Origin of the sequence: Solimonas variicoloris DSM 15731 (genome assembly GCF_000382285.1) — a bacterium.
GTDB classification, from domain to species: Bacteria; Pseudomonadota; Gammaproteobacteria; order Nevskiales; family Nevskiaceae; genus Solimonas; species Solimonas variicoloris.
The window spans coordinates 436,900-459,261 of record NZ_KB907925.1 but is presented as its reverse complement, the minus strand read 5'-3'; the positions used below and the strand labels follow the sequence as shown (position 1 = coordinate 459,261).

Genomic DNA, 22,362 nt, shown 5'->3' with positions numbered 1-22,362 from the left:
TCTCTGAACGAGCCGGCCGCGCAGGGCCGGCGCTCAGGCGTCGGGCGGCCGCAGGCGGAGGATCACGGTACTGGCGCCGGGCACGGGCTGCACGCCGAGCACGGCCGCGCCTTCGGCGGACACGACGCGCCCGCCGCTGAGTTCGAGCCGATAGCCTGCGGGGTACTGGCGCGGCGCCGTGAACACGAGCGTCGGCGCGGCAAGCGCAGGGTCCGGCGTGTAGCGCAGCTCGAACGTGCGGCGGTCCGGATCGTAGCCGTATTGCTCGGGCGTGCCGGCGACGGCCATCGGATAGGGCTCGGACAGCACGTCGAGCTTGGCGCCGCGCAGCGTACGGTTGTCGTCGTCATCGTCGAACAGGCCGCCGTCGCCGGCGCCGCCGGGCACGTCGACCCAGTCCTTGTAACCCCAGTACATCCAGCCGATGCGACGGCTGTCGGCGAGCGCGATCAGCCGCCGGATCTGGTGCAGATCCTGGGTGTCGCCGAATTCGTTGAACAGCGGCGGCGCCGCCATGCGCGCCGCGGTGGCCTCGGCGTTATCGAAAACCCGGCCGTCGAGCGCGGGACAAAGGCCGTAAGCCGGCGCCTGCGATTCCTGATCCGGCTGGCCGGTGAGGATCGCCGGCAGGCAGTACGCATGAAAGGCAAAGCCGACCGCGCCGATGCCCGCCGGCGGCGCGGCCAGCCAGGACGACACGCTGAAGTCGAAGAAGGTATGCGGCTCGTACCAGACGATGCCGTCGGCATCCTCGGCCCGCACCGCCGCCGCGAGCTTGTCCTGCAAAGGTTGCAGCGACAGCCGATCGAACTGCGGGCAACCGGCCGGCTGCGAGCAGAGCAGGTTCTGCGTGCCGGCCGCCGGCTCGTTGAACAGGTCGTAGCCGGCCAGCTGCGCGCGATAGGGCCGCAGGGCGACGACGACCTGCCGCCAGGCGTCGGCGAAGGCGTCCTGAAGGCCGTCGCGATTGGCGTACAGATTGTCGAACGCGCGCGCAGCGGCGAGGTTGTAGAGGTTCAGCGCGCCCGCGTCGGGCACGGCCGGCAGACCGTCGCTCAGAGTGGCCCAGTCGGGAAAGCCGGCGCCGAGGGTCTGCTCGTTGTAGAGATCCTGATGAAACTCCGGCATCACGAACAAGCCCTGCTCGGCGATCAGCCGCGCCTGCCGCAGGTACTGGGCCAGATAGTCGGCGTCGTACTGCCCGCGCTCCGGTTCCAGCCCTTTCCAGAACCAGGCCAGACGGACCGCGTTGAAGCCGGCGTCGCGCATCAGCCGCACGTCGTCCGCAGTGAAACTCTCCGGCGGCGGATAGTACGGCGCGGTTTTGTGCGCGAGCTGCAGGCCGTGCAGGATCACCACCCGGCCCTGCTGGTCGCGCAGCCAGCGGCCGTCCGCGCGCAGCGGCCCGGTCGAACGCGGCAGCGCCTCGGCCGGCGTCGGTGCGTCGGACGAGCCGCAGCCGGCCACGCCGAGGATCAGGGCCGCGGCCGCCGCAGCGCGGCACCACCGCATCACGGGCTTTCGAACTGCCATCCGAACTCCGTGATCGTGATCCGCGTGCTGGTGCCGCGCAGCGTGACGCCGGTGTGGCGCTGGTCTTTCAGATAGAGCTGGATGAACTGCCGCGATTTCGCCGGCAGCGTGTCGAGCGCGGCCAGAGTCTCGGCCGGAACTTCGATGTCGCCGCTGAAACGGCGCGGCGTCGCGCCGAGACCGCGGCTGGCCGGCAGCTGGCGGATGGTGTCGACGGTGTGCAGGATCAGATCGAGATGCTGATCCGGCGCGAACCAGATGCGCAGCGCCTGCGGCGGGCAGTAGAAGTTGAAATCGGGCAGCTCGCCGGCCCAGTCGTCATCGCCGCTGACCGAAGAATGCGCAGCCAGCGCCGCGAGCTGGTCCATGTTGCGGGAGAAGTACGCGTCTTCGCTCGGCGCTGCGTCGTCCAGCGAGCTGTCGTACGGCCGGTTGTCGAGCAGCACGCCGCGCAAGGGCTGGTCGGTGCGGATGAAGGCCCAGTGCGAGGCGTCCATGTCCCGGTAGTCCTTCTCCCAGTAGCCGGTATGGCCCGCGGCATCCTCGCCTTCAACGCGAAGGATGCGGTGCGCCATGTCGACGCCGACCTTGTGCACGCTGATGTTCTGCGTGATCGCGCCGCGGATCTTCGGCTGCCGCTGCCAGTCGAAGGTCGGCAGCTGGATCGCCGGATTGCTGACGCCGCGCTGGTCTTCGTAGGAATAGTCGAAGAACACGCCATCGTCGCCGCACAGATCGAAATCGTAGTTGCGCGTGTAGAGATCGCCGTAGCGATTGACGGTGAAGATCGTCGAACCACTGGCCGACAGATTCACGCCGCGGAACTGGCCGCGGCGCGGGCCGCACATTTCGTAGCTGCCGTCGGGCGGCAGCCAGGGATCGTTGAGGGTGTAGCGCTGGCCGTCCGCGCGCAGCGACCAGATGTGCGACACCTTGCCGTTGCCGACCGCGTGCAGGTTGTCGGCGGGATCGGTCCAGTGCACGTCCTCGGCGGGCGAAATCACGGTCCAGCTCCAGGCCCGGTAGTCCGGCGGCAGCTGGTAGCCGAGACCTAGCCACAGCGGCGCGCCCCATCGCGACGACCAGTTGAAGCGCGCGTAGTCCTTGAGCGCGTTGTCCATGCCGTAGATACCGCCGTCGGCACGGATGGCGATCAGCTCGTCGTCGTCGACGGCGATGCCGATCACGGTGCCGGCGAGGCACGCCGGCATCGTCACCGCGGCCCACGGCTGGCGGATGCCGGTGACGGCGGTGTTCGACTTGAACCAGACCTTGCCGTCGCGCAGCGCGAATTGGTAGCGGCGGTTGAAGGTCTCGGTGTCCGTACGCAGGAAAACCTGTTCCGGCAGGTCCGCGGGGCCGCTGCCGACGGCATCGGCGGCCAGACCGTTGCCGAGGTCCGGGCCGGTCGCTGCGGGCCGGGTATCGTCCTCCCGGCCCAGCGTGCCTTCGAGTCCGATCGTGCCGACCGGGATGCACGGCAGCAGCACGGCGGACGGGTCCGGCTGCGGCATGAACGGCGTATCCGGCCACGGCATGGCCGGGGGATCGCTCGCCGATGTTTCGCTGCGCCCGCAGGCACCGAGCGTCAGCAGCACGGGAAGCAGGACCGCCAGCAGCTTTTTCATCGACAAGCTCCGCATCACAGCCAGCCCAGCAGACAGCCGAACAGCAACAGGCTCGCCGCGACCACGCCGCCGAGCGCACCGACCGCCTTGAGCTGCTGGCGCGTATCCGGCAGGTCGTGGACCCAGTAGGCCACCAGGAAGAACGGCAGATAGCCGATGACGAATACGAGATAGGGAAAGCCGCGATTCCAGTAACGGTATTCCCAGGTGAGCGCCCCGATGGCGTTGAGCCAGCACTCGACCGCCACCGCCAGCGCCGAATTCAGCGCGGCGAAGAACAGCCGGTTGTTGATGCCGAGAATCCTGAGCCGCGGGTCGGCCGGCAGCAGCAGCAGCGAGCTCACGCCCATGACCGCGAACATCAGGCAGATCTCGACGTTGAGGCCGATCAGGATCAGGTAGGCCGTGTCGCCGGGCGCGCCCCAGACCGGCGCGTACTGCGTGAAATGAAAGACCAGGCCGTTCCAGATTTCGTTGATCCAGTCCATGAACCAGAACGCCAGACCGCCGAGCACGACCGGCCACCGGCGCGCACGAACCTGCTCCGCGTAGACATACACGACGATCAGCAGCAGGGGGATGACGTACCACTTGAAGTGCGTCGGATCGCGCAGGAGACCCAGCGCGCGCGCAGCGGATTCGGCGGATATCATGAGGACCGGGGAGAACAAAAATAGATGCGCGGTATTTTTCCGTCGCCACGCCAAGCTGCGGTAATGACGGCCGGCCAGATCCTTAGGCACAACGGCCAGTCGGTGCTCGGCTCGGTATCGGCGGCTTATGTCCAGGCGCTGCTCGATACGGCCACGGCGCGCGGCGTCGAGCGCAGCCGGCTTGCGACCGAAGCCGGCATCGAAATGCGGCATCTCGACGATCCCGCCTGGCGTCTCGACCTCAACGGTCTGCTGCGTTTGTTCGACCTCGCGCGCCACGCCGGCGGCGACGACCTGATCGGCCTGCACATGGGCATGCAGGTGCGGCCGCGCACCTTCAGCGCGCTGGGCTACGCGGCCATGAGCTGCAACACGCTCGGCGAAGCGGTGGCCTTGATCCCGCGCTACGAAAGCCTGGTCTACGACGGCGGCAGCACGGTGGTGAGCACCAGCGGCGGACGGGTGCGGCTGGCCTGGCGCTCCGGCATGCCGGACGGCGAGCGCATGCGCCCGGTCAACGAAGCGATCGTCGCCGGCTGGCTCAGCTTCGGGCGCTGGATCACCGGCATCCGCGGCGAGATCCGCGAAGCCTGCTTCCAGCACCGGCGGCCGACCGGCGGGAACGAGTACGAGCGCCTGTTCGGCTGCCCGGTGCGCTTCAATGCCGAAGACAACGCCCTGAGCTTCGACATCGCCCTGCTGGCGACGCCGCTGGTCCAGCACGACGCGCAATTGCGCCTGCTGATGGAGCAAAGGGCGCGCGAACAGCTGCAGCAGATTCACGGCGCGCAACTGACGCCGCGCGTGGTCGTGGCCATCCGCCAGCGCCTGCCGCAGCGGGCGCCGACGGCTTCGGAGGTCGCGCAGGCGCTGGACCTGAGCGAGCGCAGCCTGCGCCGCCGTCTGCAGGCCGAGCACGTGTCGTTCGGCGATCTGCTCGTGCAGGTGCGTCGCGAACTGGCACTGCACTACCTCGCCCAGCCGGATCTGGGCCTGTCCGAAATCACGCTGCTGCTGGGCTACGGCGAGCAAAGCTCCTTCACCGCCGCATTCAAGAGCTGGCTCGGCCTGCCTCCGGGCGAATACCGGCAACGGCATTTCGCCGGGCCGGCGCACGGCGGATAGCCATCGCGGCCGCAGGCGCCGGCCGATCACCCAAAAGGACGAAGAGTGCGGGGCCTCGCATGCGGGACCATGCCGGCCACACGTGCCGCCAAGGCCAGGACGATGAACGCCCCCGCGCAAAACACTCCCAGCAAGCCGGTTCCCGAAGGCCGGTACGCGCAGCTGCCGAACGGCTATCGCATCCACTATCTCGACGAAGGACAGGGTCCGGTCGTCGTGTTCCTGCACGGCTCCGGCTCCGGCGCCTGCGGTTACTCGAACTTCAAGGGCAACTATCGGGAGCTGGTCGCCGCCGGGTACCGCGTGATCCTGCCGGACCTGATCGGCTACGGCTATTCGGACAAGCCGGACGACGTCGAGTACCCGCTGTCGTTCTTCATCGAGTGCGTGAAGCAGACGCTCGATCAGATCGGCATCGCGAAATGCACGCTGATCGGCAACTCGCTGGGCGGCGCGATCGCGCTCGGCTACGCGCTCGACTATCCGCAGCAGGTCGAGAAGCTGGTGCTGATGGCGCCGGGCGGCGTCGAGGACCAGCCGGACTACTTCAAGATGCCGGCGATGGCGTTCATGAAGGAAGTGTTCATGTCGGCGGAACCGGTGACGTCGGAACGCCTGCGCTACTTCATGGAAAACGCGCTGGTCCACGACAAGTCGCTGATCGACGATGCGCTGGTCGCCGAGCGCCACGCGCTGATGCGCCTGCAGAACCCGCAGGTCGTCAAGACGATGAAGGTGCCGAACATGACGGCGCGCCTCGGCGAAATCCGCTGCCCGGCGCTCGCCTTCTGGGGCATCAACGAGAAGATGATGCCGGAGACCGGCATCCTCAAGCTCGCCAAGGGCATTCCCAATCTGCGCATGATCACGGTGCCGAACTGCGGGCACTGGGTGATGGTCGAGCATCGCGAGTTCTTCAATCGCATGGTCGCCGACTTCCTGCGGAACGGCTGACGCGATGGCCCTGCCCCAGACATCCATCGTCGCGCTCGGCGACGAGCTGTATACCGCACTGCGCGCGCGCCGCACGATCGCGCCGCTGTCGGGACGCGTCGATGGCATCGACATCGACGACGCCTACAACATCTCGCTGCACTTCCTGCACCGCCGCCTCGCTGACGGCGAGAAGCTGATCGGCAAAAAGATCGGCGTCACCAGCAAGCCGGTGCAGGACATGCTCGGCGTGCACCAGCCGGACTTCGGCTTTCTGACCGACCGCATGCAGGTGAACAACGGCGCCGTCGTCGGCATCGCCGCTGCCGGCCTGATCCAGCCGCGCGCCGAGGGCGAGATCGCCTTCGTGCTGAAGAAGGATCTCAAGGGGCCGGGCGTTACCGAGGATCAGGTGCTCGACGCGACCGACTACGTGCTGCCCTGCTTCGAGATCGTCGATTCGCGCATCGACGACTGGAAGATCCGGATCCAGGACACCGTCGCCGACAACGCCTCCTGCGGCGTGTTCGTGGTCGGCGATGATCGCGTCCGGCCGCACGCGCTCGATCTCGCCGCGGTGAAGATGGACATCACCAAGAACGGCGCGCACGCCGCGTCCGGCACCGGCGCCGCCGTGCAGGGCCATCCGGCGACCGCAGTCGCCTGGCTCGCCAACACGCTCGGCCGCTACGGCATTCCCTTCCTGAAGGGCGAAATCATCCTGTCCGGTTCGCTGGCGCCGCTGCTGCCGGCGGTGCCGGGCGACCGTTTCCACCTGACGCTCGCCGGCATCGGCGAAGCGGCTATCGGCTTCGAGGCTTAGCATCGCGATGTCACAGAAAATCAAATGCGCCATCATCGGTCCCGGCAACATCGGCACCGATCTGCTCTACAAGCTGCGCCGCTCGAAGGTGCTCGAACCGGTGTGGATGGTCGGCGTCGACCCGAGCTCGGAAGGTCTGGCGCGGGCGCGTGAGTACGGCCTGAAGACGACCGACAAGGGCGTTGACGGCCTGGTGCCGCACGTCAAGGCCGACGGCGTGCAGATCGCCTTCGACGCGACCAGCGCCTACGTGCACAAGGACAACTCCGACAAGCTCAACGCGCTCGGTGTGATGATGATCGATCTCACGCCGGCGGCGATCGGCCCGTACTGCGTGCCGCCGATCAATCTCAAGGAGCACGCCGGCAAGCGCGAGATGAACGTCAACATGGTCACCTGCGGTGGCCAGGCGACGATCCCGATGGTCTATGCCGTGTCGCGCGTGCAGAAGGTGAAGTACGCCGAGATCATCGCCACGGTGTCGAGCAAGTCGGTCGGCCCCGGCACGCGCAAGAACATCGACGAGTTCACGCGCACCACGGCCGGCGCGGTCGCCAAGATCGGCGGCGCCGATCAGGGCAAGGCGATCATCGTCATCAACCCGGCCGACCCGCCGCTGATCATGCGCGACACCATCCACTGCCTGACGGTCGACGAGCCGAAGCAGAAGGAAATCGAAGCTTCGGTGCGCGACATGGTCGCCGAAGTGCAGAAGTACGTGCCGGGCTACCGCCTCGTCAACGGCCCGGTGTTCGACGGCCATCGCGTGACCAGCTTCATGCAGGTCGAAGGACTCGGCGACTTCCTGCCGAAGTACGCCGGCAATCTCGACATCATGACCGCGAGCGCGACGCGCACCGCCGAGATGTTCGCCGAGGAAATCCTCTCCGGGCGGCTGACGCTCGAAGCGGCCTGAACCCATTCCCTCTCCCGCTTGCGGGAGAGGGTCAGGGAGAGAGCGCCAGCGCAGCCGGCGAGCTTCCGCGCCGACGCGCGGCCCTTTCCCCCAACCCCTCTGCCGCAGGCGGGAGAGGGGAGCAAGACGAAGGAGTTTTTTGCAATGAGCCAGAATATCAAGGGCATCAGCATCAAGGTGCACGACATGTCGCTGCGCGACGGCATGCACCCGAAGCGGCACCAGATCACGATCGAGCAGATGAAGACCATCGCCAAGGGTCTCGACGAAGCGGGCGTGCCGCTGATCGAGGTCACGCACGGCGACGGCCTGGGCGGCGCGTCGGTCAACTACGGCTTCCCGGCGGCGAGCGACGAGGAATACCTGCGCGCGGTGATTCCGCTGCTCAAGCAGGCGAAAGTCAGTGCCCTGCTGCTGCCGGGCATCGGCACGGTCGATCACCTGAAGATGGCGGCGGACTGCGGCGTGCCGACGATCCGCGTCGCCACGCACTGCACGGAAGCCGACGTCTCCGAGCAGCACATCAGCCTCGGCCGCAAGATGGGCCTCGACACCGTCGGCTTCCTGATGATGGCGCACATGATCGAGCCGGCGCAGCTCATCGAGCAGGCCAGGCTGATGGAAAGCTACGGCGCAAACTGCATCTACGCGACCGACTCGGCCGGCTACATGCTGCCGGACGACGTCACGGCGCGCATCGGCGCGCTGCGCGAAGCGCTGAAGCCCGAGACCGAGATCGGTTTCCACGGCCACCACAACCTGTCGATGGGCGTCGCCAACTCGATCGCCGCGGTCGCCGCCGGCGCGCGGCGCATCGACTGCGCCTGCGGCGGCATGGGCGCCGGCGCCGGCAACACGCCGATGGAAGTGTTCGTGGCCGTGTGCAACCGCATGGGCATCGAGACCGGCGTCGACGTGTTCAAGGTCAGCGACGTCGCCGAGGACCTGGTTACGCCGATCATGGACTTCCCGGTGCGCATCGACCGCAACTCGCTGACGCTCGGCTACGCCGGCGTCTATTCGAGCTTCCTGCTATTCGCCAAACGCGCCGAAGCCAAGTACGGCGTGCCGGCGCGCGAGATCCTGCTCGAGCTCGGCCGCCAGAAGATGGTCGGCGGCCAGGAAGACATGATCGAGGACACCGCCATCACCATGGCGCGCGAGCGCGGCTTGCTGAAGACGGCCAGCGCGGCCTGAAGCACATGGCCGGCTGGTCGACCGCGGACATCCCGCCGCTGCCCGGCCGCCGCGCGCTCGTCACCGGCGGCGCCGCGGGGCTCGGCTTCGAGGTCGCGCGCGCACTCGCCGCGGCCGGTGCCGAGGTGCTGATCGCCGACCGCAACGTCGCCGGCGGCGAAGCCGCCGCGCGGCAGCTCGCGACCGGCGGCGGCCGCGCCCGCTTCGCGGCGCTCGATCTCGGCGATCTGGCGTCGGTGCGAAGCTTCGCCGCCGACCTCGTCGCGGAGGCGCAGCCGCTCGACATCCTCGTCAACAACGCCGGGCTGCTGCCGCGCCTCGACCGCGCCACCACGCGCGACGGCTTCGAACTGAAGTTCGGCGTCAGCCATCTCGGCCATTACGCGCTGACCGGCCTGCTGCTGCCGGCGCTGCTGCGCAGCCGGCAGGCGCGCGTCGTCAGCGTGTCGAGCATCGTCCATCGCCACGCGGCGATCGACTTCGACGATCTGCAGGCCGAGCGCCACTACGAAGGGCAGCGCGCCTACGGGCAGACCAAGCTCGCCTGCCTGATGTACGCGCTGGCGCTGCAGCGCCGCGCGCTCGCCGCCGGCTGGCCGCTGGCCAGCCTCGCCGCGCATCCCGGCGTCGCCCGCACGGCGATCGGCGAAGCGCGCATGACCGAACCGAGCCGGCGCTGGCGCGATCGCGTCGAGGTGCTGCTGTATCGCGCCGTGATGCGCTGGGGCGGCCAGTCCGCGGCCGACGGGGCGCTGCCGCTGCTCTACGCGGCGACCGATCCGCACGCGAGCGGCGGCGGCTTCTACGGTCCGCGCGGCCTGGGCGAGCTGCGCGGCGCGCCGGTCCGCGTGCAGCCGGCCCGGCACGCGCAGGACCCCGCCGCGCAGGACCGGCTCTGGACCGTCTCCGAAGCGCTGACCGGGGTTCGCTACCCGCCGTAAGGCGCCGTCTTCCCGGGTTCTTGCACGTTTGCCGCGGTCCGGGCAGGGCGTGCGACGGTTTGCGTTCAGCCAGCCTCCGCTAGAGTCGCGCGCCCGCCCTTCGGAAGGATCCGCCTCATGCGCGTCAAGACTCTGCTGCCCGCCGTTTCCCTCGCCTCTGCGCTGCTGCTCGGCGCCTGCGGCGGCGGTGATGGCGAATCGGCGCCCGCCTACGACTGGTCGTCGCTGGCGACGACGCTCGACGGCTTCGTCGGCAGCAGCGAGGGCAAGGTCAGCGGCTACAGCTTCGCGCTCGCCGTCGGTGGCCACCTGCGCTACACCCGCGCCGGCGGCGACATGGCGGCCGATGCGGTGATCCCGATCGCCTCGGCGAGCAAGGCGCCGTCGGCGACCGTGATCCTGTCGCTGGTCAAGGATGGCCTCCTCGATCTCGACACGCCGGTCGCCGACTATCTCGGCGATGTCATCGCCTGGCCGCTCGCCAAGCGCGACATCACGCTGCGCATGCTGCTGAACCACACCTCGGGCCTGCCGTTCAGCTCGCCGTGCATGGACGACGACAACACGACGCTGCAGGCCTGCACGCAGGAGATCGCCGACACGACGCTGAACTCGCTGCCCGGCAACCGCTTCGGCTACAGCGGCGCCGGCTATCAGGTCGCCGGTTTCGTGGCCACGCACGTCAGCGGCAAGTCCTGGCAGACGCTGGTCCAGGAACGCCTCGCCGGCCCGCTCGGCATGAGCACCTTCAGCTACGGCGACACGCAGAATCCGCGCATCGGCGGCGGTGCCGTCGCCAGCGCCACGGATTACCTGAAGTTCGCGCAGCTGTATCTGAATGGCGGCTCGGTCGGCGGCACGGCGATCGTCAGCGCCGCGCAGGTCGAGACGGCGAAGACCAGCCAGATCGAAGGCCTGCCGGTCTACTACACGCCGGTGCCGGACGGCAGCGGCCTGCACGGCTACAGCTTCGGCTGGTGGATTTCGGATGCCGCCCAGCACCCGGGCAGCGCCGGCCCCGAACTCAGCGATCCGGGCCTGCTCGGCGCCACGCCGTGGCTCGACTTCGACCAGCGCTACACCGCCGTCGTGCTGCTCAACAGCACCACCGACAACGGCGTGGCGATGTGGAACGCCGCGCGCCCCGACATCCTCGCCCAGCTCAATCCGCCGCAGCCCTGAGGCGCGCGCCACGCGGGCGCAAAAAACGCCGTCCGCGGCGATGTCCGCGGACGGCGTGCGCTGCGCCAGGCGTGTGCGCGCTTACCAGCGCGTCGGCTTCGGATTGCGCTCGTCGAAGCCCATCTGGTGCCAGTACGGATAGATCGGCGTGCGGCGGCTGACGGCGTCGAGGCGGCCGACCTGCTCGCCCGTGAGCTGCCAGCCGACCGCGCCGAGGTTCTGCTTGAGCTGCTCCTCGTTGCGCGCGCCGATCACCAGATTGGCGACGCTCGGCCGCTGCAGCAGCCAGTTCAGCGCGACCTGCGCGACCGTCTTGCCGGTCTCGGCGGCGAGTTCGTCGAGCACGTCGACGACGCGATACAGATCTTCGTCGGCGACCGGCGGGCCGCCGGCCTCGCCACCCTGCGCGATGCGACCCGCCTGCGGCGGCTGGCCGCGGCGCAGCTTGCCGGTCAGGCGGCCCCAGCCGAGCGGGCTCCAGACCATCGTGCCGAGACCCTGGTCGAGCGCGAGCGGCATCAGCTCCCACTCGTAGTCGCGGCCGAGCAGCGAGTAATAGCCCTGATAGGCGACGTGGCGTGACCAGCCGTGGCGGTCCGACGCGGCCAGCGACTTCATCACCTGCCAGCCGGAGAAGTTCGAGCAGCCGAAGTAGCGGATCTTGCCGGCGCGCACCAGGCCCTCGAGCGTCGACAGCGTTTCCTCGACCGGCGTCAGCGCGTCGAAGCCGTGCATGAAGTAGAGGTCGATGTAATCGGTGCCGAGGCGCTTGAGGCTGGCCTCGCAGGCGCGGATCAGATGATGGCGCGACGAGCCCTTGTCGTTCGGACCAGCGCCCATCGTGAACGTCGCCTTGGTCGAGATCAGCACGCGCTCGCGGCGCCCCTTGAGCGCCTGGCCGAGGATCTCCTCGGAGGCGCCGCGCGAATAGACGTCGGCGGTGTCGAAGAAGTTGAGCCCGGACTCCAGGCAGACGTCGACCAGACGGCTCGCTTCCTTGACGTCGGTCGCGCCCCACTTGCTGAACATCTCGCCGACGCCGCCGAACGTGCCGGTGCCGAGACTGAGCACCGGCACCTTCAGTCCGGAACGGCCGAGTTGTCTGTATTCCATGATCCTTTCCTTCTTTGCGTTTGGGGGATTTCGGGGGATGCCGGCCCGGCCCGTACCGAGCGGTAACACCGGCGAGTTTACACGAGCCGCCGCCGCGTTCCGGGCGCGCCCGGCGCTCGCACCGGGTCTGCTCCGCAACCGACCGAATCGTCAGGTCTGCGACGCCGTCCATCGAGTGACACGCCGCACATCGCAAGCGGAACGGCCCGCTATAGTCGAGTCAGGCAGGCCGGGGGGCCTGCCATCCAGCTGCATCACCTGAAGGGGAAACGAATGATCAAGCCTATTGGCGGCTTTGCCGCCGTCGCAGCCGCACTGTGTCTGGCCGCCTGCGCCTCCGTCCCGATGGCGCCTGCGACCGCCGATCAGACCGCAAAGCAGTTCGCACCGGTCGCCGACCAGGCGAGCGTCTACATCTATCGCAACGAGAACATGGGCGCGGCGATCAAGATGGGCATCTATGTCGACGACGCACCGCTCGCCCAGACCGCCGCCAATACCTACGTCTACACCCTGCTGGCGCCGGGGCCGCACACGATCCGCTCGCACGCCGAGAACAATTCCGAAGTCCAGATCGACGCCAAGGCCGGCGAGGTCTACTACGTATGGCAGGAGGTCAAAATGGGCGTCATGTCGGCACGCAGCAAACTGCAGATCGTCGATCCGGCGACCGGACAGAAAGGCGTCAGCCAGACCAAGCTGGTCCAGAACCAGCGCTAGGCGTTCCGGAGAGCGGCTGAAAGCTTGATCGGCCGTCTTGCTCTGTCTGGTCGCCGCTGCGGCTTTCGCACGGAAGATGTCACCGCTTTCCCATCGACGACCGATCCGTCCGCGACGTATCGCCTCTATCTGCATGGCCGGGTTGTCGAGAACCTCGGGCCACGCCCGACAGATTCGGGCTTTGGCTTGTACGACTACCCGGCCATCCTTGAGCCCCTTGCCGGCAAGGGGGCTACAGTGATTTTCCGCTCAGCGCAGAGCCCATGCCGACGTCAATGCGTACGCCGGGCTCGGCGGTTCCCGGACCGAGGCGGCGCTTCGCAGCAGCGTGCCCCTGGCACATCGTCGTCGTCGGCTTCTCCGAGCGCGGAGATATCGCCATTGATGTTTCCAGCTTCCTGCGTCGACCACAGATGCGTTTCGTACTGCTTGCCGCATGCTGGCCGCGGCCGGGCGAACCTCAACTTCGCTTGACCGGCCGGCTTCTATCCATCCACGAAGCCAGTGCCACGCTTGCGGGCAACCGCTGCGCGCCGCGCGCTCAGCACCCGGAGAAACCGCAGTCCTTTGAAGAAATATCCATCTCCATGGGCCGGTCGCATGGCGCGTTCTACACGCCGATGAAGGAATGGACCGAGCCGGTGCTGGATTGGATTCACAAGGGCGTCTGATTCAGGCCTTGGGGTTAGCGGTCGTGGCCCGCCACGGCTCCGTGCCGGGATCATCCGGCCACGCAATTTCTCGTCGGTGCGTGCGATCATCAGCGCGTGATGACGTCCCCGCCTGCGCCGCTGCCGGTCCGCGACGGCGTCGGCCCGAGCTACGTGCTGCTGCCGGCCGGCGCCTGGCCGTGCGCGCTCGCCTTTCTGATCGAACGCTTCCCGGCGATCGATGAGCGTGCATGGCGCTCGCGCATGGCGCGCGGGCTGGTGCTCGACGATGCCGGCCTGCGCGTCGCGCCCGACACGCCGTACCGCGCCGGGGCGACGCTCTGGTACTACCGCGAGCTCGAATCCGAACCCGAGATTCCGTTCGGGGCCGAGCTGCTGTACCGCGACGAGCACCTGCTGATCGCCGACAAACCGCATTTCCTGCCAGTCCTGCCGTCCGGCCGCTTCGTGCAGCAGACGCTGCTCGTGCGCCTGAAGAAGCAGCTCGGCCTCGCCGAGCTGTCGCCGCTGCATCGCATCGACCGCGGCACCGCCGGACTCGTCGCATTCTCGGCGCAGGCGGCGACACGCGGCGCCTACCAGCGCCTGTTCGCGACGCGCAGCGTCGACAAGCGCTACGAGGCGCTCGCGCCGCTCGTCGACGGCCTCGCCTTTCCGTTCACGCGTCGCACGCGCCTGGTCGCCGGCGAGCCGTTCTTCCGCATGCGCGAAGCCGCCGGCGAGGCGAACAGCGAAACCGTCTTCGAGAGCGCGACGCCGCACGGCGGGCACGCGCTCTACCGCCTGCGGCCAGTCACCGGCAAGAAGCACCAGCTGCGCGTGCATCTCGCCGCGCTCGGCGCGCCGATCGTCAACGACAGCTTCTATCCGCAGCTGACCGACGATCCGGCGGGCAGCGATTTCTCGAAGCCGCTGCAGCTGCTGGCCAAGGAGCTGGCGTTCACCGATCCGCTCAGCGGCCGGCGGCACGTGTTCACGAGCGGACGACGCCTTTCGTCCGGCGACTAGCCCTCGCCGGGCGGATGCGGGCGGCCGCTCGGCCGCGTCGTTCATTTCGCCCCGGCGCAGCGCTGCCGGATCGCTTCGTCGCCGCGCTCCGCGCCATGACGCGGGTTTCTCTGCCGGCGCACACCCGTCACGCCGCAACGAACAAAGGCCCGCGGGTGCGGGCCTTTGTTCTGCAGCAGGCGAAACGAGCGGGACGCGCTAGTTCGCGCAGCTCGTCGAGCCGGGATAGGCCGCCTCGTCAGCCTTGGTGACGTTCTGGATCCACTGCGCGATCAGCGCATGACCTTCCTCGTCGACGACGCTGCGCCCCAGCGGTGGCATGCGCGCGGCCGGCGTCGTCGCATTCGGGCCGATGCGGTATTCGACGATCGAGTCGGCGACGTTCGCCGGATGGATGTCGTAGGTGCGCCCGCCGTTGCCCTCCTGGCCGGTCGCGGTCGGGCGCTTGCAGATGCCGTAGCTGACGTCGACCTTGCGCAGCGCATCGAGATAGAAGCCGGTGCTCGCCGCGAAGCCGCGCACGTTGTGGCAATGCTGGCAGTTGACCTCGAGCCAGGCGCGCGCGCGCGCCTCGACGTCCTGCGCCGAGTTGGCAGCGAAGCCGGTGTCGCCCGGCTTGTTGAAGACCGGCGAGCGCTCGAGCTTGGTGGCGATCTGCTGCTCGTTGACACCGAGGTCGGCCGGGCAGCCGGCGAGCAGGCCCTTGCTGCACCAGTACTGCAACTGGTTGACGCCGGCGACCGCGTGCCGGCTCTGGCCGGTGACGCGCGTCGACTCCGTGCGGAAGGGCTTGTTCATGAAGCGCACCTTCGATCCGATCGGCGCCGAGCCGGCTTCCTGATCCTCGCGCGAGTGGCAACTGAGGCACTGGTTGGCGTGCGGAATCAGATAGCTCTGCGTGGCGCCGGTATGGCGCATGCCGGAATCGACGTCGGTCATATCCCAGTGCACGCTCGCCGTGCCGCCGCCGAGCGCAAGCTTGGCGACCTTCTTGCCGTTCTCCGTCGTCCAGATATAGGCGGCGCCGTCCCAGCGCGCGCGCCCCTTGGCGTCGGTGCGCTTGATCAGCAGGCGCGTCTCGACCGGCGTCTCGGTGCCGTTCGCCTCGTCGGCGAACGAGAAAGTCTTGGCGATGATGGTGCCGGCGGGGAACACGATCACCGCGTTCGCACCGTCGGTCGCGGCGTCGCGGTAGACCGCCTTGGTACCGGGCGGCAGATAGGCGACGCGATACTTCACCGCATAGTCGGAGAACAGCTTGCTGTTCAGCGAGTACGGCACGCCGCCGCCGTTCGGCGTGCTGGTCGGATCCTCGGCATCGCTGAACAGGTGGTACTGGTCGAGCGTCGGGCAGTTGACCTTGGCGGCGTCGAAGTTGACCTGTCCGGACGGCACGCTGGCCTTGCAGAGCTTGGCGACCTGCTCGTCGCTCGGCGCCGGATCGTAGTCGCCGCTGCGCTGGAACGGCGGGATCACCACCGCCGGCAGCGGCTCCAGATTCTTGCCGTACTGCGCCTGGCACTTGTGCGGGGTGATATCGAAGTCGGACGCGAACTGCAGGATCGCGCGCACGTCGAGCTTGCTCTCGATCAGCAGTTCGAGGCCCTTGGTGCCGTGGAAGTTCGCGTACTTCAGGCTGTCGGCGCTGAAGTCGTTGTCGTCATCGATGCACGAGAACCAGTCCGGCTTGATGCGCGGCGCGCCGGTCTTGCTGGTGTCGAACTTGTACTTGTTGTAGTGGCAGGACGGATTCGGGTGCTCGTTGGTGAACAGCGGCTTGCCGCGTTCGTCCTTGGGCACGTCGTTGCCATTGGCGTCCTTCGGATACGGACAGCTGGCGTCGTAGGTGTCGAGCAGACCGTCCCAGATGATGTGCGCGCCGCGCACGTTGAGCAGCGAGGAGCTCAGGCACTGGCCGATGTTGCCGAGCTTGAGGCAGGCCGCCTGGTTCTTGAGGCCGACGATCGCCGGCAGGATCTTGGCGACGTCGAACGAGGTGATGTCGTTGAGCGTCGGCAGCGGCAAGTGGTTGCCGTTGTTCTTGAAGGTGTTCTTGTAGATGTGCAGGCCTTCCGTGTACCAGTCGATGCGCTTTTCGCTCGGCCGGCCCATGCCTTCCGGGAACAGCTCGTAGCTGGTGTGGATGATGCCGGCGGTGTTGTTGTTCTCGAAGGTGTTGTTGAAGATGTCGATGCGGTCGTACGACAGCGTGATCATGCCGCTGCCCGACGGCACGTTGCCGACGATGCCGCCCGAGGTGAAGTTGTAGGTGTTGTTGTTGCGCGCGGTGTTGCCGTGCATCAGCGAGCGGTCACCGTACTGGCGCAGGTTGTCGAGGTCGTAGATCAGGAAGCCGCCGGTGTTGCACTCGGCGAGGTTGCTGTCGTATTCGCCGCCGCGCACGTTCTCGATCTCGAAGCCGAACACGTTGTAGGCGGCGCGGCTCTTGCGGATGATCGCGTTGTTGGTCTGGCCGACGTAGATGCCGGCGTCCGAGGCGCCGACCGATTCGGCTTCCTCGATCAGGATGTTCTCGGATGCCACCGGATAGATGCCGTAGCGGCCCGACTTCTTGCTGACCGTGTAGTCGGGCGAGCTGATGTCGCCGAAGCGGTTCTGCGGGTCTTCCGGATCCTGCGTCGCCGGATCGGTGCAGGGCACCGCGATGCGGCTGGCGTAGTTCGTGGCGTTGATCGGATCGGCGCTCTCGCGGCCGCCACCCGACGACCACATCGCGCGCACGCGCTGCAGCGTGCCGTGGTTGACGCCGCGCAGCTCGATGCCGTTGCCGCCGGTATCGAGCACGGTGAGATCCTGCACGGTGAGGCCGTGCACGTTGACGGCGAGGATGCCTTCCGGCGAGTTGTTGTGCTTGAACGAGAGCACCGTCTCGTCCTTGCCGGCACCCTTGATCAGCACGTCCTCGGTGTTGGTCAGCTGCAAGGACGAAGTCAGCTCGTAGTAACCCTTGCCGAACTCGATGACGTCGCCGGGCGCGGCCTGCACCATGGCCGCGATCATGTCGCGCGTGGCGTTCTCGCCGGCCGCGATCTTGAAGGTGCGGCCACTGCCGCCCGGATCGCCGCCGCCGTCGTTGCTCCCGCCGCCGCCGCCACCGCCGCCGCACGCGGCCAGCACGGCCGCCGTGAACAGCACGCACATCATGCGCAGCCTGCGCAGCTTGCTCGCCGACATCGTCCCCTCGCTCCCCACGGCGCGCTGACGCCGCGTTCTGTGAATTATTTGTGTCCGAGTATAGGCCGGGAGCGCATCCGCCCGGCTAGCGTGCGGCCACGGTAAATTCGGCCTAGGGACTTACCCGCAATCGTCGCGCGACGCGCTGCCGGGGCCGCTTTCCCACTCTCCCCCGAAAGGACTAAGACGACCTGCAAACTTGGGGCGACCATTCGCTGTACGCCCGGCAGGACGCCGGGGCCGCAAACTGCACGCCGTGGAGGACGGGCCGCAATGGGTGACCAAATCAATCTCAAGATCTTGCTCGAGTCGCAGGGCCTGGAACGCAGCCCGTTCCCGATCCCGACCGGCTGGTTCTTCGTCGACTACTCCGACGCCCTGAAGGCCGGCGAGCTGCGCAACGTAACGCTGTTCGGCCAGGAGTGGGTGCTGTTCCGCACCGAATCCGGCAAGCCCGGCATGTCGGATCCGTACTGCCCGCACCTCGGCGCGCACATGGGCCACGGCGGCAAGGTCTGCGGCGAGCACATCCGCTGCCCGTTCCATCACTGGGAATACGACACCGCCGGCTGGTGCAAGAACATCCCGTACGGCAAGGTCACGCCGCCGATCGTCAAGAAGCAGGCGATCCTGCGCACGCTGCCGATGGTCGAGAAGTACGGAATGATGTGGGCCTGGTATCACCCGCTGTGCGCCGAGCCGACCTGGGAGCTGCCGTACATCCCGGAGATGGAAGATCCGACCGGCTACACCGGCTCGCGCCGCGGCAGCTGGACGGCCGACACCTGCATCCAGGAGATCGCCGAGAACGGCGTCGACACCGCGCATCTGAAGTTCCTGCACGGCGCGCCGATGATCCCGCCGGTCGAGGCGACCTACGACGGCCCGCGCATGAAGCTCGACATCGGCAAGGGCTACATCGTCGGCGACGTCTACGGCCCGGGCCTCAACGTGATGCGCTTCAACCAGCACGGCATCACCGCGACGATGATCTCGTACACGCAGCCGATCAGCGCCGAGAAGAGCCGCATGAACATGAGCTTCCGCCATGTCGACTACCCGGCCGGCACGCCGGAGCTGGCGGCCTCGAAGAAGGTCATCGACCACATGATCGGTGCCGCCGAGGGCGAGGAGAGCGCCGGCTTCGAGAGCGTCGATTTCATCGTCTGGAACAACAAGAAGTACCGCCCGAACCCGCTGCTCTGCGACGGCGACGGCCCGGTGCTGCAGTTCCGCAAGTGGTTCCGGCAGTTCTACACCAACCTCGACGCCGCGACGCTCGCCAAGATCTGACGCGAGCCCCGCCGGACGTTTCAGCGCCCCGGTCGCCGAGACCGGGGCTTTTTTCTGGAGTCACGAATGACGGTTGTACGGGTCAAGGACCGCGACGGCGCCGAGCGCGACGTCGAGGCAATGAACGGCGCACCGCTGATGGAGACGCTGCGCGACGCCGGCTTCGGCATCGACGGCACCTGCGGCGGCGCGATGTCCTGCGGCACCTGCCATGTCTACATCGACGCCGCCTGGGCGCCGCGCCTGCCGGCCAGGAGCGCCGACGAGGCGGCGATGCTCGAAGCGCTGGCCGATTTCGTCGAGCTGCGGCCGAGTTCGCGGCTGTCGTGCCAGATTCCGGTCGACGACACGCTCGACGGCCTGACGGTGGAAGTCGCGCCGCAGGTCTAGCGGCGGGCGCCGCCGCCGCGCATTGCCGCGGCGGCGCAAGTGGAGTCCAATACGCGGCCTTGACCCGCTTCCGGGTCGTGGACGCGCCATGCTCTCGCCGCACTTCTCCGCCGATCCCGAACTGCTCGCCGCGCTGCGCGAGCACGGTCATCGTTTCCTGCCGGCGGCGCAGCTGCACGCCGCACTGGCGCCGCACGGCGCCCTCGCCGACTGGGACGCCTTCGCGGCGAGCTGGGACGGCATGCCGCTCGACGCCTACATGGCGGACGGCGGCCGCTACCGGCGCCGGCGCTACGCGGTCTACGCGGGCAGCGCCGAGGCGATCGTCCGCGAGCATCACCAGCCGCACTGGCAGAGCCGCGACTACAACCCGCTGAACGGCGGTATCGCACGCTGGTTCGAGCCGATCGACGCGGCGCTCGACGCCGGTTCGACGCTGCCGGCGGTGCTGGCCTGGTGCCGCGCGCAGTGCGCCGCGCTGGCGCCGGACGTCGCGCGCTGGCATATCGAGGTCCACCAGTTCCGCATCGAGGCGGCCGCCGGCATGGACGGCCAGCCGACGCCGGAAGGCGTGCACCGCGACGGCGTCGACTACGTGCTGGTGCTGATGGTGCGCCGCCACAACATCGCCAGCGGCACGACCACGATCCACGCTCCGGACGGGCGCCGGCTCGGCGCCTTCACGCTGACCGCGCCGCTCGACGCCGTGCTGGTCGACGACCATCGCGTGTTCCACGGCGTGACGCCGGTGCAGCCGCTCGACGCGGCGCAGCCGGCGTACCGCGACGTGCTGGTCGTGACCTTCCGCCGCCAGGCCTGAGCCGGCGCCGACCCGCTCCATCCGGACGAGGCCGGATCGGCGCCGGCAAGGCAGCGTAGCGGCCGTCCCCATCGGAGCCGCCATGATCACGCCCGCCCCCGACAGCATTCCCTCGCCGTTCTCCAGCACCCGGATCGGCCCGCTGAAGCTGCGCAACCGCTTCATCAAGTCGGCCACCAACGAGGGCATGGCCAAGGGCGGCATACCGTCGAAGATGCTGGTCGAGCATCACCGCCGCATCGCCGCCGGCGGCGTCGGCATGACCACCGTCGCCTACTGCGCGGTCAGCCCGGACGGCCGCACCTTCGTCGACCAGGTCTCGCTGAACCGCGAGAGCCTGCCGCATCTGCGCGCGCTGACCGAGGCCGTGCATCGCGAGGGCGCGGCGATCTGCGCGCAGATCACCCACGGCGGCGCCTTCACCTTCCTGCCGCAGCTGACGACGCGCTATCCGAAGTCGGCGTCCGGCGGCTTCAACGCCGCCGGCATGCTCAGCGGGCGGCTGTTCCGCACGGCGATGACCGAGGCCGACATGGACGCCGTCGCCGGCGAGTTCGTCGCGGCGGCGCGGCTGGCGCGCGAAGCCGGTTTCGACGCCGCCGAGATCCACATGGGCCACGGCTACCTGCTGAGCCAGTTCCTGTCGCCGATGTACAACAAGCGCCGCGACGGCTACGGCGGCCCGGCCGAGCAGCGCGCGCGCTTCCCGGCAATGGTGCTGCGCCGCGTGCTCGACGCGGTCGGCCACGAGATGGCGGTGACCTGCAAGATCTGCGTCACCGAAGGCACCCGGAAGGGCGCCACCGCCGCCGACGCGGCGACCGTGGCGCGCGTGCTGGAGCGCGAGGGCGCGCATCTGCTGGTGCTCAGCGGCGGCATGAACGTCGAGGCGCCGTGGGCGATCTTCGGCAGCCCGATGCCGAAGGAAGCGCTGACCTCGATCGAGAACCCGATCGTGCGCTTCGCCGCCGGCCTGCAGGAGCTGGTGGCACCGAAGATCGAATTCCACGAGCTGTACTTCCGCGAATACTCGCGTCAGGTCCGTGCCGCGGTGAAGATGCCGCTCGCCTATCTCGGCGGCGCCAAGTCGCTGGCCGGCGTCGAGGCGCTGATGGCCGACGGTTTCGACTGCGTGGTCATGGGCCGCGCGCTGATCCACGACGCCGAGCTCGTCAACAAGTTCCGCGACGGCCGCGCCACCACCTCCGGCTGCACCGCCTGCAATCGCTGCGTGGTGATGATGTACACGCCGGGCGGCACCAGCTGCGTGCTGCACGCGCCGAACGACGCGACGCTGAATCACACGCCGGCCGCCGCCTAGGAACCTCTGTAAAGGTTCATCCGCCGTCGGCGCGAAGCGCGGCAGGCGATGCGCAGCCGGTGGCGCAAGGCACCCGGGTCGCCACGGCCGCTGCGCGGCCTGGCGATGCCGGCGTGGTTCCGACCGTACCTGTGCGCGCAGTGGCGCCGCCGGCGGCCGGCGGCGAGGCGGCCGCGGCGCGTCAGTGCGCGTGCTTGCCGCTCGTGCTCGCCATCAGGCGATCGGTCCAGGCGATGCCGATCGCCGAGGCGATGAACACGCAGTGGATGATGGTCTGCCACATCACGCCGGCCGGCGTCGAGTTGGTGCAGCGCGCGCCGGCGTCGGCCGCGCCGCACAGCGGCAGGCCGAGCGCACCGGCCTCGATGAAGGTCTTCAGCAGATGGATCGAGGAGATGCCGATGATCGCCATCGCCAGCTTGACCTTCAGCACCGAGGCATTGACGTGCGACAGCCATTCCGGCTGGTCCGGATGGCCCTCCAGGCGCAGGCGCGACACGAAGGTCTCGTAGCCGCCGACGATCACCATCACCAGCAGGTTGGAGATCATCACCACGTCGATCAGGCCGAGCACGATCAGCATCACCTCCTGCTCGCGCAGCTCGAAGGCGCCGTGGATCAGATGCCACAGCTCCTTGACGAAGAGGATGACGTAGACGCCCTGGGCGACGATCAGGCCGAGGTAGAGGGGCAGCTGCAGCCAGCGCGAGGAGAAGATCAGGGCAGGCAAGGGGCTGAGATCCTTGGGGGACGGAGCGGACATCGGCAGACCGGGAACGAACGCGGGAAGCGCGATTCTAGTGACTGCCGGCAGGCGCGCAAAGCCGGGTCAGCGCGCGCGACCTCCCTCAGAAGGGTGAGGCGCGCGCCCGGCGCGGCCGCGTAAATGCTCGGATTCGA

20 protein-coding genes are annotated in these 22,362 nt (G+C 68.4%); 14 read left to right on the top strand and 6 right to left on the bottom strand.

Translation table 11 applies throughout. The features are described 5' to 3' along the window. Window positions 1-33 precede the first annotated feature (33 nt). Genes H149_RS0102210 through H149_RS0102200 form a run of 3 tightly spaced genes read right to left on the bottom strand, consistent with a single transcriptional unit; the run spans window position 34 to window position 3,814 of the window. Window positions 34-1,512 carry a cellulase family glycosylhydrolase gene (locus H149_RS0102210; RefSeq protein WP_020648096.1) on the bottom strand — a complete coding sequence of 493 codons (1,479 nt, stop codon included), beginning with the start codon at window positions 1,510-1,512 and terminating at the stop codon, window positions 34-36. Then, window positions 1,512-3,161 (bottom strand): hypothetical protein, encoded by a 1,650-nt coding sequence (locus H149_RS0102205; protein ID WP_020648095.1) that lies wholly within the window; start codon window positions 3,159-3,161, stop codon window positions 1,512-1,514. The genes H149_RS0102210 and H149_RS0102205 overlap by 1 nt, the downstream gene beginning before the upstream one ends. A gap of 14 nt (window positions 3,162-3,175) precedes the next feature. Continuing rightward, a complete protein-coding gene (locus H149_RS0102200) occupies window positions 3,176-3,814 on the bottom strand; it encodes a hypothetical protein (RefSeq protein WP_020648094.1) in 639 nt (212 codons plus the stop codon). Between the two features lie 63 nt (window positions 3,815-3,877). Here H149_RS0102200 and H149_RS19400 point away from each other — a divergent pair, with 63 nt between their 5' ends. The 7 genes from H149_RS19400 to H149_RS0102165 all read left to right on the top strand — a co-directional run bounded on the left by H149_RS19400 (window position 3,878) and on the right by H149_RS0102165 (window position 10,931). Next, window positions 3,878-4,939 (top strand): AraC family transcriptional regulator, encoded by a 1,062-nt coding sequence (locus H149_RS19400; RefSeq protein WP_020648093.1) that lies wholly within the window; start codon window positions 3,878-3,880, stop codon window positions 4,937-4,939. Between the two features lie 102 nt (window positions 4,940-5,041). Beyond that, the gene (locus H149_RS0102190) at window positions 5,042-5,893 is read left to right on the top strand and encodes an alpha/beta fold hydrolase (protein WP_020648092.1); all 852 of its coding nucleotides are present in this window, start codon (window positions 5,042-5,044) and stop codon (window positions 5,891-5,893) included. Between the two features lie 4 nt (window positions 5,894-5,897). Further along, on the top strand, window positions 5,898-6,695 hold the full coding sequence (locus tag H149_RS0102185) for a fumarylacetoacetate hydrolase family protein (protein WP_020648091.1): 798 nt from the start codon (window positions 5,898-5,900) through the stop codon (window positions 6,693-6,695). 7 nt (window positions 6,696-6,702) lie between these two features. Further along, complete coding sequence (locus H149_RS0102180; protein ID WP_020648090.1) at window positions 6,703-7,611, top strand: acetaldehyde dehydrogenase (acetylating); 909 nt, start codon at window positions 6,703-6,705, stop codon at window positions 7,609-7,611. Window positions 7,612-7,755: 144 nt separating this feature from the next. After that, complete coding sequence (gene dmpG / locus H149_RS0102175; RefSeq protein ID WP_020648089.1) at window positions 7,756-8,808, top strand: 4-hydroxy-2-oxovalerate aldolase; 1,053 nt, start codon at window positions 7,756-7,758, stop codon at window positions 8,806-8,808. 5 nt (window positions 8,809-8,813) lie between these two features. Further along, window positions 8,814-9,749: an oxidoreductase gene (locus tag H149_RS0102170; protein WP_020648088.1), complete on the top strand. Its 936-nt coding sequence runs from the start codon at window positions 8,814-8,816 to the stop codon at window positions 9,747-9,749. Between the two features lie 117 nt (window positions 9,750-9,866). Then, complete coding sequence (locus H149_RS0102165; protein ID WP_020648087.1) at window positions 9,867-10,931, top strand: serine hydrolase domain-containing protein; 1,065 nt, start codon at window positions 9,867-9,869, stop codon at window positions 10,929-10,931. Window positions 10,932-11,012: 81 nt separating this feature from the next. Here the strand turns inward: H149_RS0102165 and H149_RS0102160 are convergent, their stop codons facing one another. Continuing rightward, window positions 11,013-12,044 carry an aldo/keto reductase gene (locus H149_RS0102160; protein WP_020648086.1) on the bottom strand — a complete coding sequence of 344 codons (1,032 nt, stop codon included), beginning with the start codon at window positions 12,042-12,044 and terminating at the stop codon, window positions 11,013-11,015. 273 nt (window positions 12,045-12,317) lie between these two features. On the opposite strand from H149_RS0102160, the gene H149_RS0102155 reads away from it, so the two are divergent. The 3 genes from H149_RS0102155 to H149_RS0102145 all read left to right on the top strand — a co-directional run bounded on the left by H149_RS0102155 (window position 12,318) and on the right by H149_RS0102145 (window position 14,443). Beyond that, the gene (locus H149_RS0102155; protein WP_020648085.1) at window positions 12,318-12,764 is read left to right on the top strand and encodes a DUF2846 domain-containing protein; all 447 of its coding nucleotides are present in this window, start codon (window positions 12,318-12,320) and stop codon (window positions 12,762-12,764) included. A gap of 263 nt (window positions 12,765-13,027) precedes the next feature. After that, window positions 13,028-13,435 carry a hypothetical protein gene (locus H149_RS23030; RefSeq protein WP_154654593.1) on the top strand — a complete coding sequence of 136 codons (408 nt, stop codon included), beginning with the start codon at window positions 13,028-13,030 and terminating at the stop codon, window positions 13,433-13,435. A gap of 99 nt (window positions 13,436-13,534) precedes the next feature. Beyond that, window positions 13,535-14,443 (top strand): pseudouridine synthase, encoded by a 909-nt coding sequence (locus H149_RS0102145; RefSeq protein ID WP_020648084.1) that lies wholly within the window; start codon window positions 13,535-13,537, stop codon window positions 14,441-14,443. Window positions 14,444-14,641: 198 nt separating this feature from the next. Here H149_RS0102145 and H149_RS0102140 read toward each other — a convergent pair whose 3' ends face one another. Then, a complete protein-coding gene (locus tag H149_RS0102140) occupies window positions 14,642-17,638 on the bottom strand; it encodes a parallel beta-helix domain-containing protein (RefSeq protein WP_020648083.1) in 2,997 nt (998 codons plus the stop codon). Window positions 17,639-17,911: 273 nt separating this feature from the next. Here H149_RS0102140 and H149_RS0102135 point away from each other — a divergent pair, with 273 nt between their 5' ends. The 4 genes from H149_RS0102135 (at window position 17,912) to H149_RS0102120 (ending at window position 21,462) form a co-directional block, all read left to right on the top strand. Continuing rightward, on the top strand, window positions 17,912-18,931 hold the full coding sequence (locus H149_RS0102135) for a Rieske 2Fe-2S domain-containing protein (protein WP_020648082.1): 1,020 nt from the start codon (window positions 17,912-17,914) through the stop codon (window positions 18,929-18,931). A gap of 66 nt (window positions 18,932-18,997) precedes the next feature. Further along, window positions 18,998-19,321, top strand: coding sequence for a 2Fe-2S iron-sulfur cluster-binding protein (locus tag H149_RS0102130; RefSeq protein WP_020648081.1), 324 nt, complete (start codon window positions 18,998-19,000; stop codon window positions 19,319-19,321). Between the two features lie 88 nt (window positions 19,322-19,409). After that, window positions 19,410-20,141, top strand: a complete 732-nt coding sequence (locus H149_RS0102125; RefSeq protein ID WP_020648080.1) for a 2OG-Fe dioxygenase family protein — start codon at window positions 19,410-19,412, stop codon at window positions 20,139-20,141. Window positions 20,142-20,223: 82 nt separating this feature from the next. Beyond that, on the top strand, window positions 20,224-21,462 hold the full coding sequence (locus H149_RS0102120; protein ID WP_020648079.1) for an NADH:flavin oxidoreductase: 1,239 nt from the start codon (window positions 20,224-20,226) through the stop codon (window positions 21,460-21,462). A 181-nt stretch (window positions 21,463-21,643) separates the two neighbouring features. Here H149_RS0102120 and H149_RS0102115 read toward each other — a convergent pair whose 3' ends face one another. Further along, window positions 21,644-22,225: a TIGR00645 family protein gene (locus H149_RS0102115; protein ID WP_026352763.1), complete on the bottom strand. Its 582-nt coding sequence runs from the start codon at window positions 22,223-22,225 to the stop codon at window positions 21,644-21,646. Between the last annotated feature and the right edge of the window lie 137 nt (window positions 22,226-22,362).

Bases quoted from the DNA above. Each gene is read 5' to 3' on its own strand.
- H149_RS0102155 (WP_020648085.1), top strand. From the start codon at position 12,318: ATGATCAAGCCTATTGGCGGCTTTGCCGCCGTCGCAGCCGCACTGTGT.
- H149_RS0102120 (WP_020648079.1), top strand. From the start codon at position 20,224: ATGATCACGCCCGCCCCCGACAGCATTCCCTCGCCGTTCTCCAGCACC.
- H149_RS0102145 (WP_020648084.1), top strand. From the start codon at position 13,535: ATGACGTCCCCGCCTGCGCCGCTGCCGGTCCGCGACGGCGTCGGCCCG.
- H149_RS0102130 (WP_020648081.1), top strand. From the start codon at position 18,998: ATGACGGTTGTACGGGTCAAGGACCGCGACGGCGCCGAGCGCGACGTC.
- H149_RS0102140 (WP_020648083.1), bottom strand. From the start codon at position 17,638: ATGTCGGCGAGCAAGCTGCGCAGGCTGCGCATGATGTGCGTGCTGTTC.
- H149_RS0102200 (WP_020648094.1), bottom strand. From the start codon at position 3,814: ATGATATCCGCCGAATCCGCTGCGCGCGCGCTGGGTCTCCTGCGCGAT.
- H149_RS0102205 (WP_020648095.1), bottom strand. From the start codon at position 3,161: ATGAAAAAGCTGCTGGCGGTCCTGCTTCCCGTGCTGCTGACGCTCGGT.
- dmpG (WP_020648089.1), top strand. From the start codon at position 7,756: ATGAGCCAGAATATCAAGGGCATCAGCATCAAGGTGCACGACATGTCG.
- H149_RS0102170 (WP_020648088.1), top strand. From the start codon at position 8,814: ATGGCCGGCTGGTCGACCGCGGACATCCCGCCGCTGCCCGGCCGCCGC.
- H149_RS0102125 (WP_020648080.1), top strand. From the start codon at position 19,410: ATGCTCTCGCCGCACTTCTCCGCCGATCCCGAACTGCTCGCCGCGCTG.
- H149_RS19400 (WP_020648093.1), top strand. From the start codon at position 3,878: ATGACGGCCGGCCAGATCCTTAGGCACAACGGCCAGTCGGTGCTCGGC.
- H149_RS0102190 (WP_020648092.1), top strand. From the start codon at position 5,042: ATGAACGCCCCCGCGCAAAACACTCCCAGCAAGCCGGTTCCCGAAGGC.
- H149_RS0102160 (WP_020648086.1), bottom strand. From the start codon at position 12,044: ATGGAATACAGACAACTCGGCCGTTCCGGACTGAAGGTGCCGGTGCTC.
- H149_RS0102185 (WP_020648091.1), top strand. From the start codon at position 5,898: ATGGCCCTGCCCCAGACATCCATCGTCGCGCTCGGCGACGAGCTGTAT.
- H149_RS0102135 (WP_020648082.1), top strand. From the start codon at position 17,912: ATGGGTGACCAAATCAATCTCAAGATCTTGCTCGAGTCGCAGGGCCTG.
- H149_RS0102180 (WP_020648090.1), top strand. From the start codon at position 6,703: ATGTCACAGAAAATCAAATGCGCCATCATCGGTCCCGGCAACATCGGC.
- H149_RS0102165 (WP_020648087.1), top strand. From the start codon at position 9,867: ATGCGCGTCAAGACTCTGCTGCCCGCCGTTTCCCTCGCCTCTGCGCTG.
- H149_RS23030 (WP_154654593.1), top strand. From the start codon at position 13,028: ATGCCGACGTCAATGCGTACGCCGGGCTCGGCGGTTCCCGGACCGAGG.
- H149_RS0102115 (WP_026352763.1), bottom strand. From the start codon at position 22,225: ATGTCCGCTCCGTCCCCCAAGGATCTCAGCCCCTTGCCTGCCCTGATC.
- H149_RS0102210 (WP_020648096.1), bottom strand. From the start codon at position 1,512: ATGCGGTGGTGCCGCGCTGCGGCGGCCGCGGCCCTGATCCTCGGCGTG.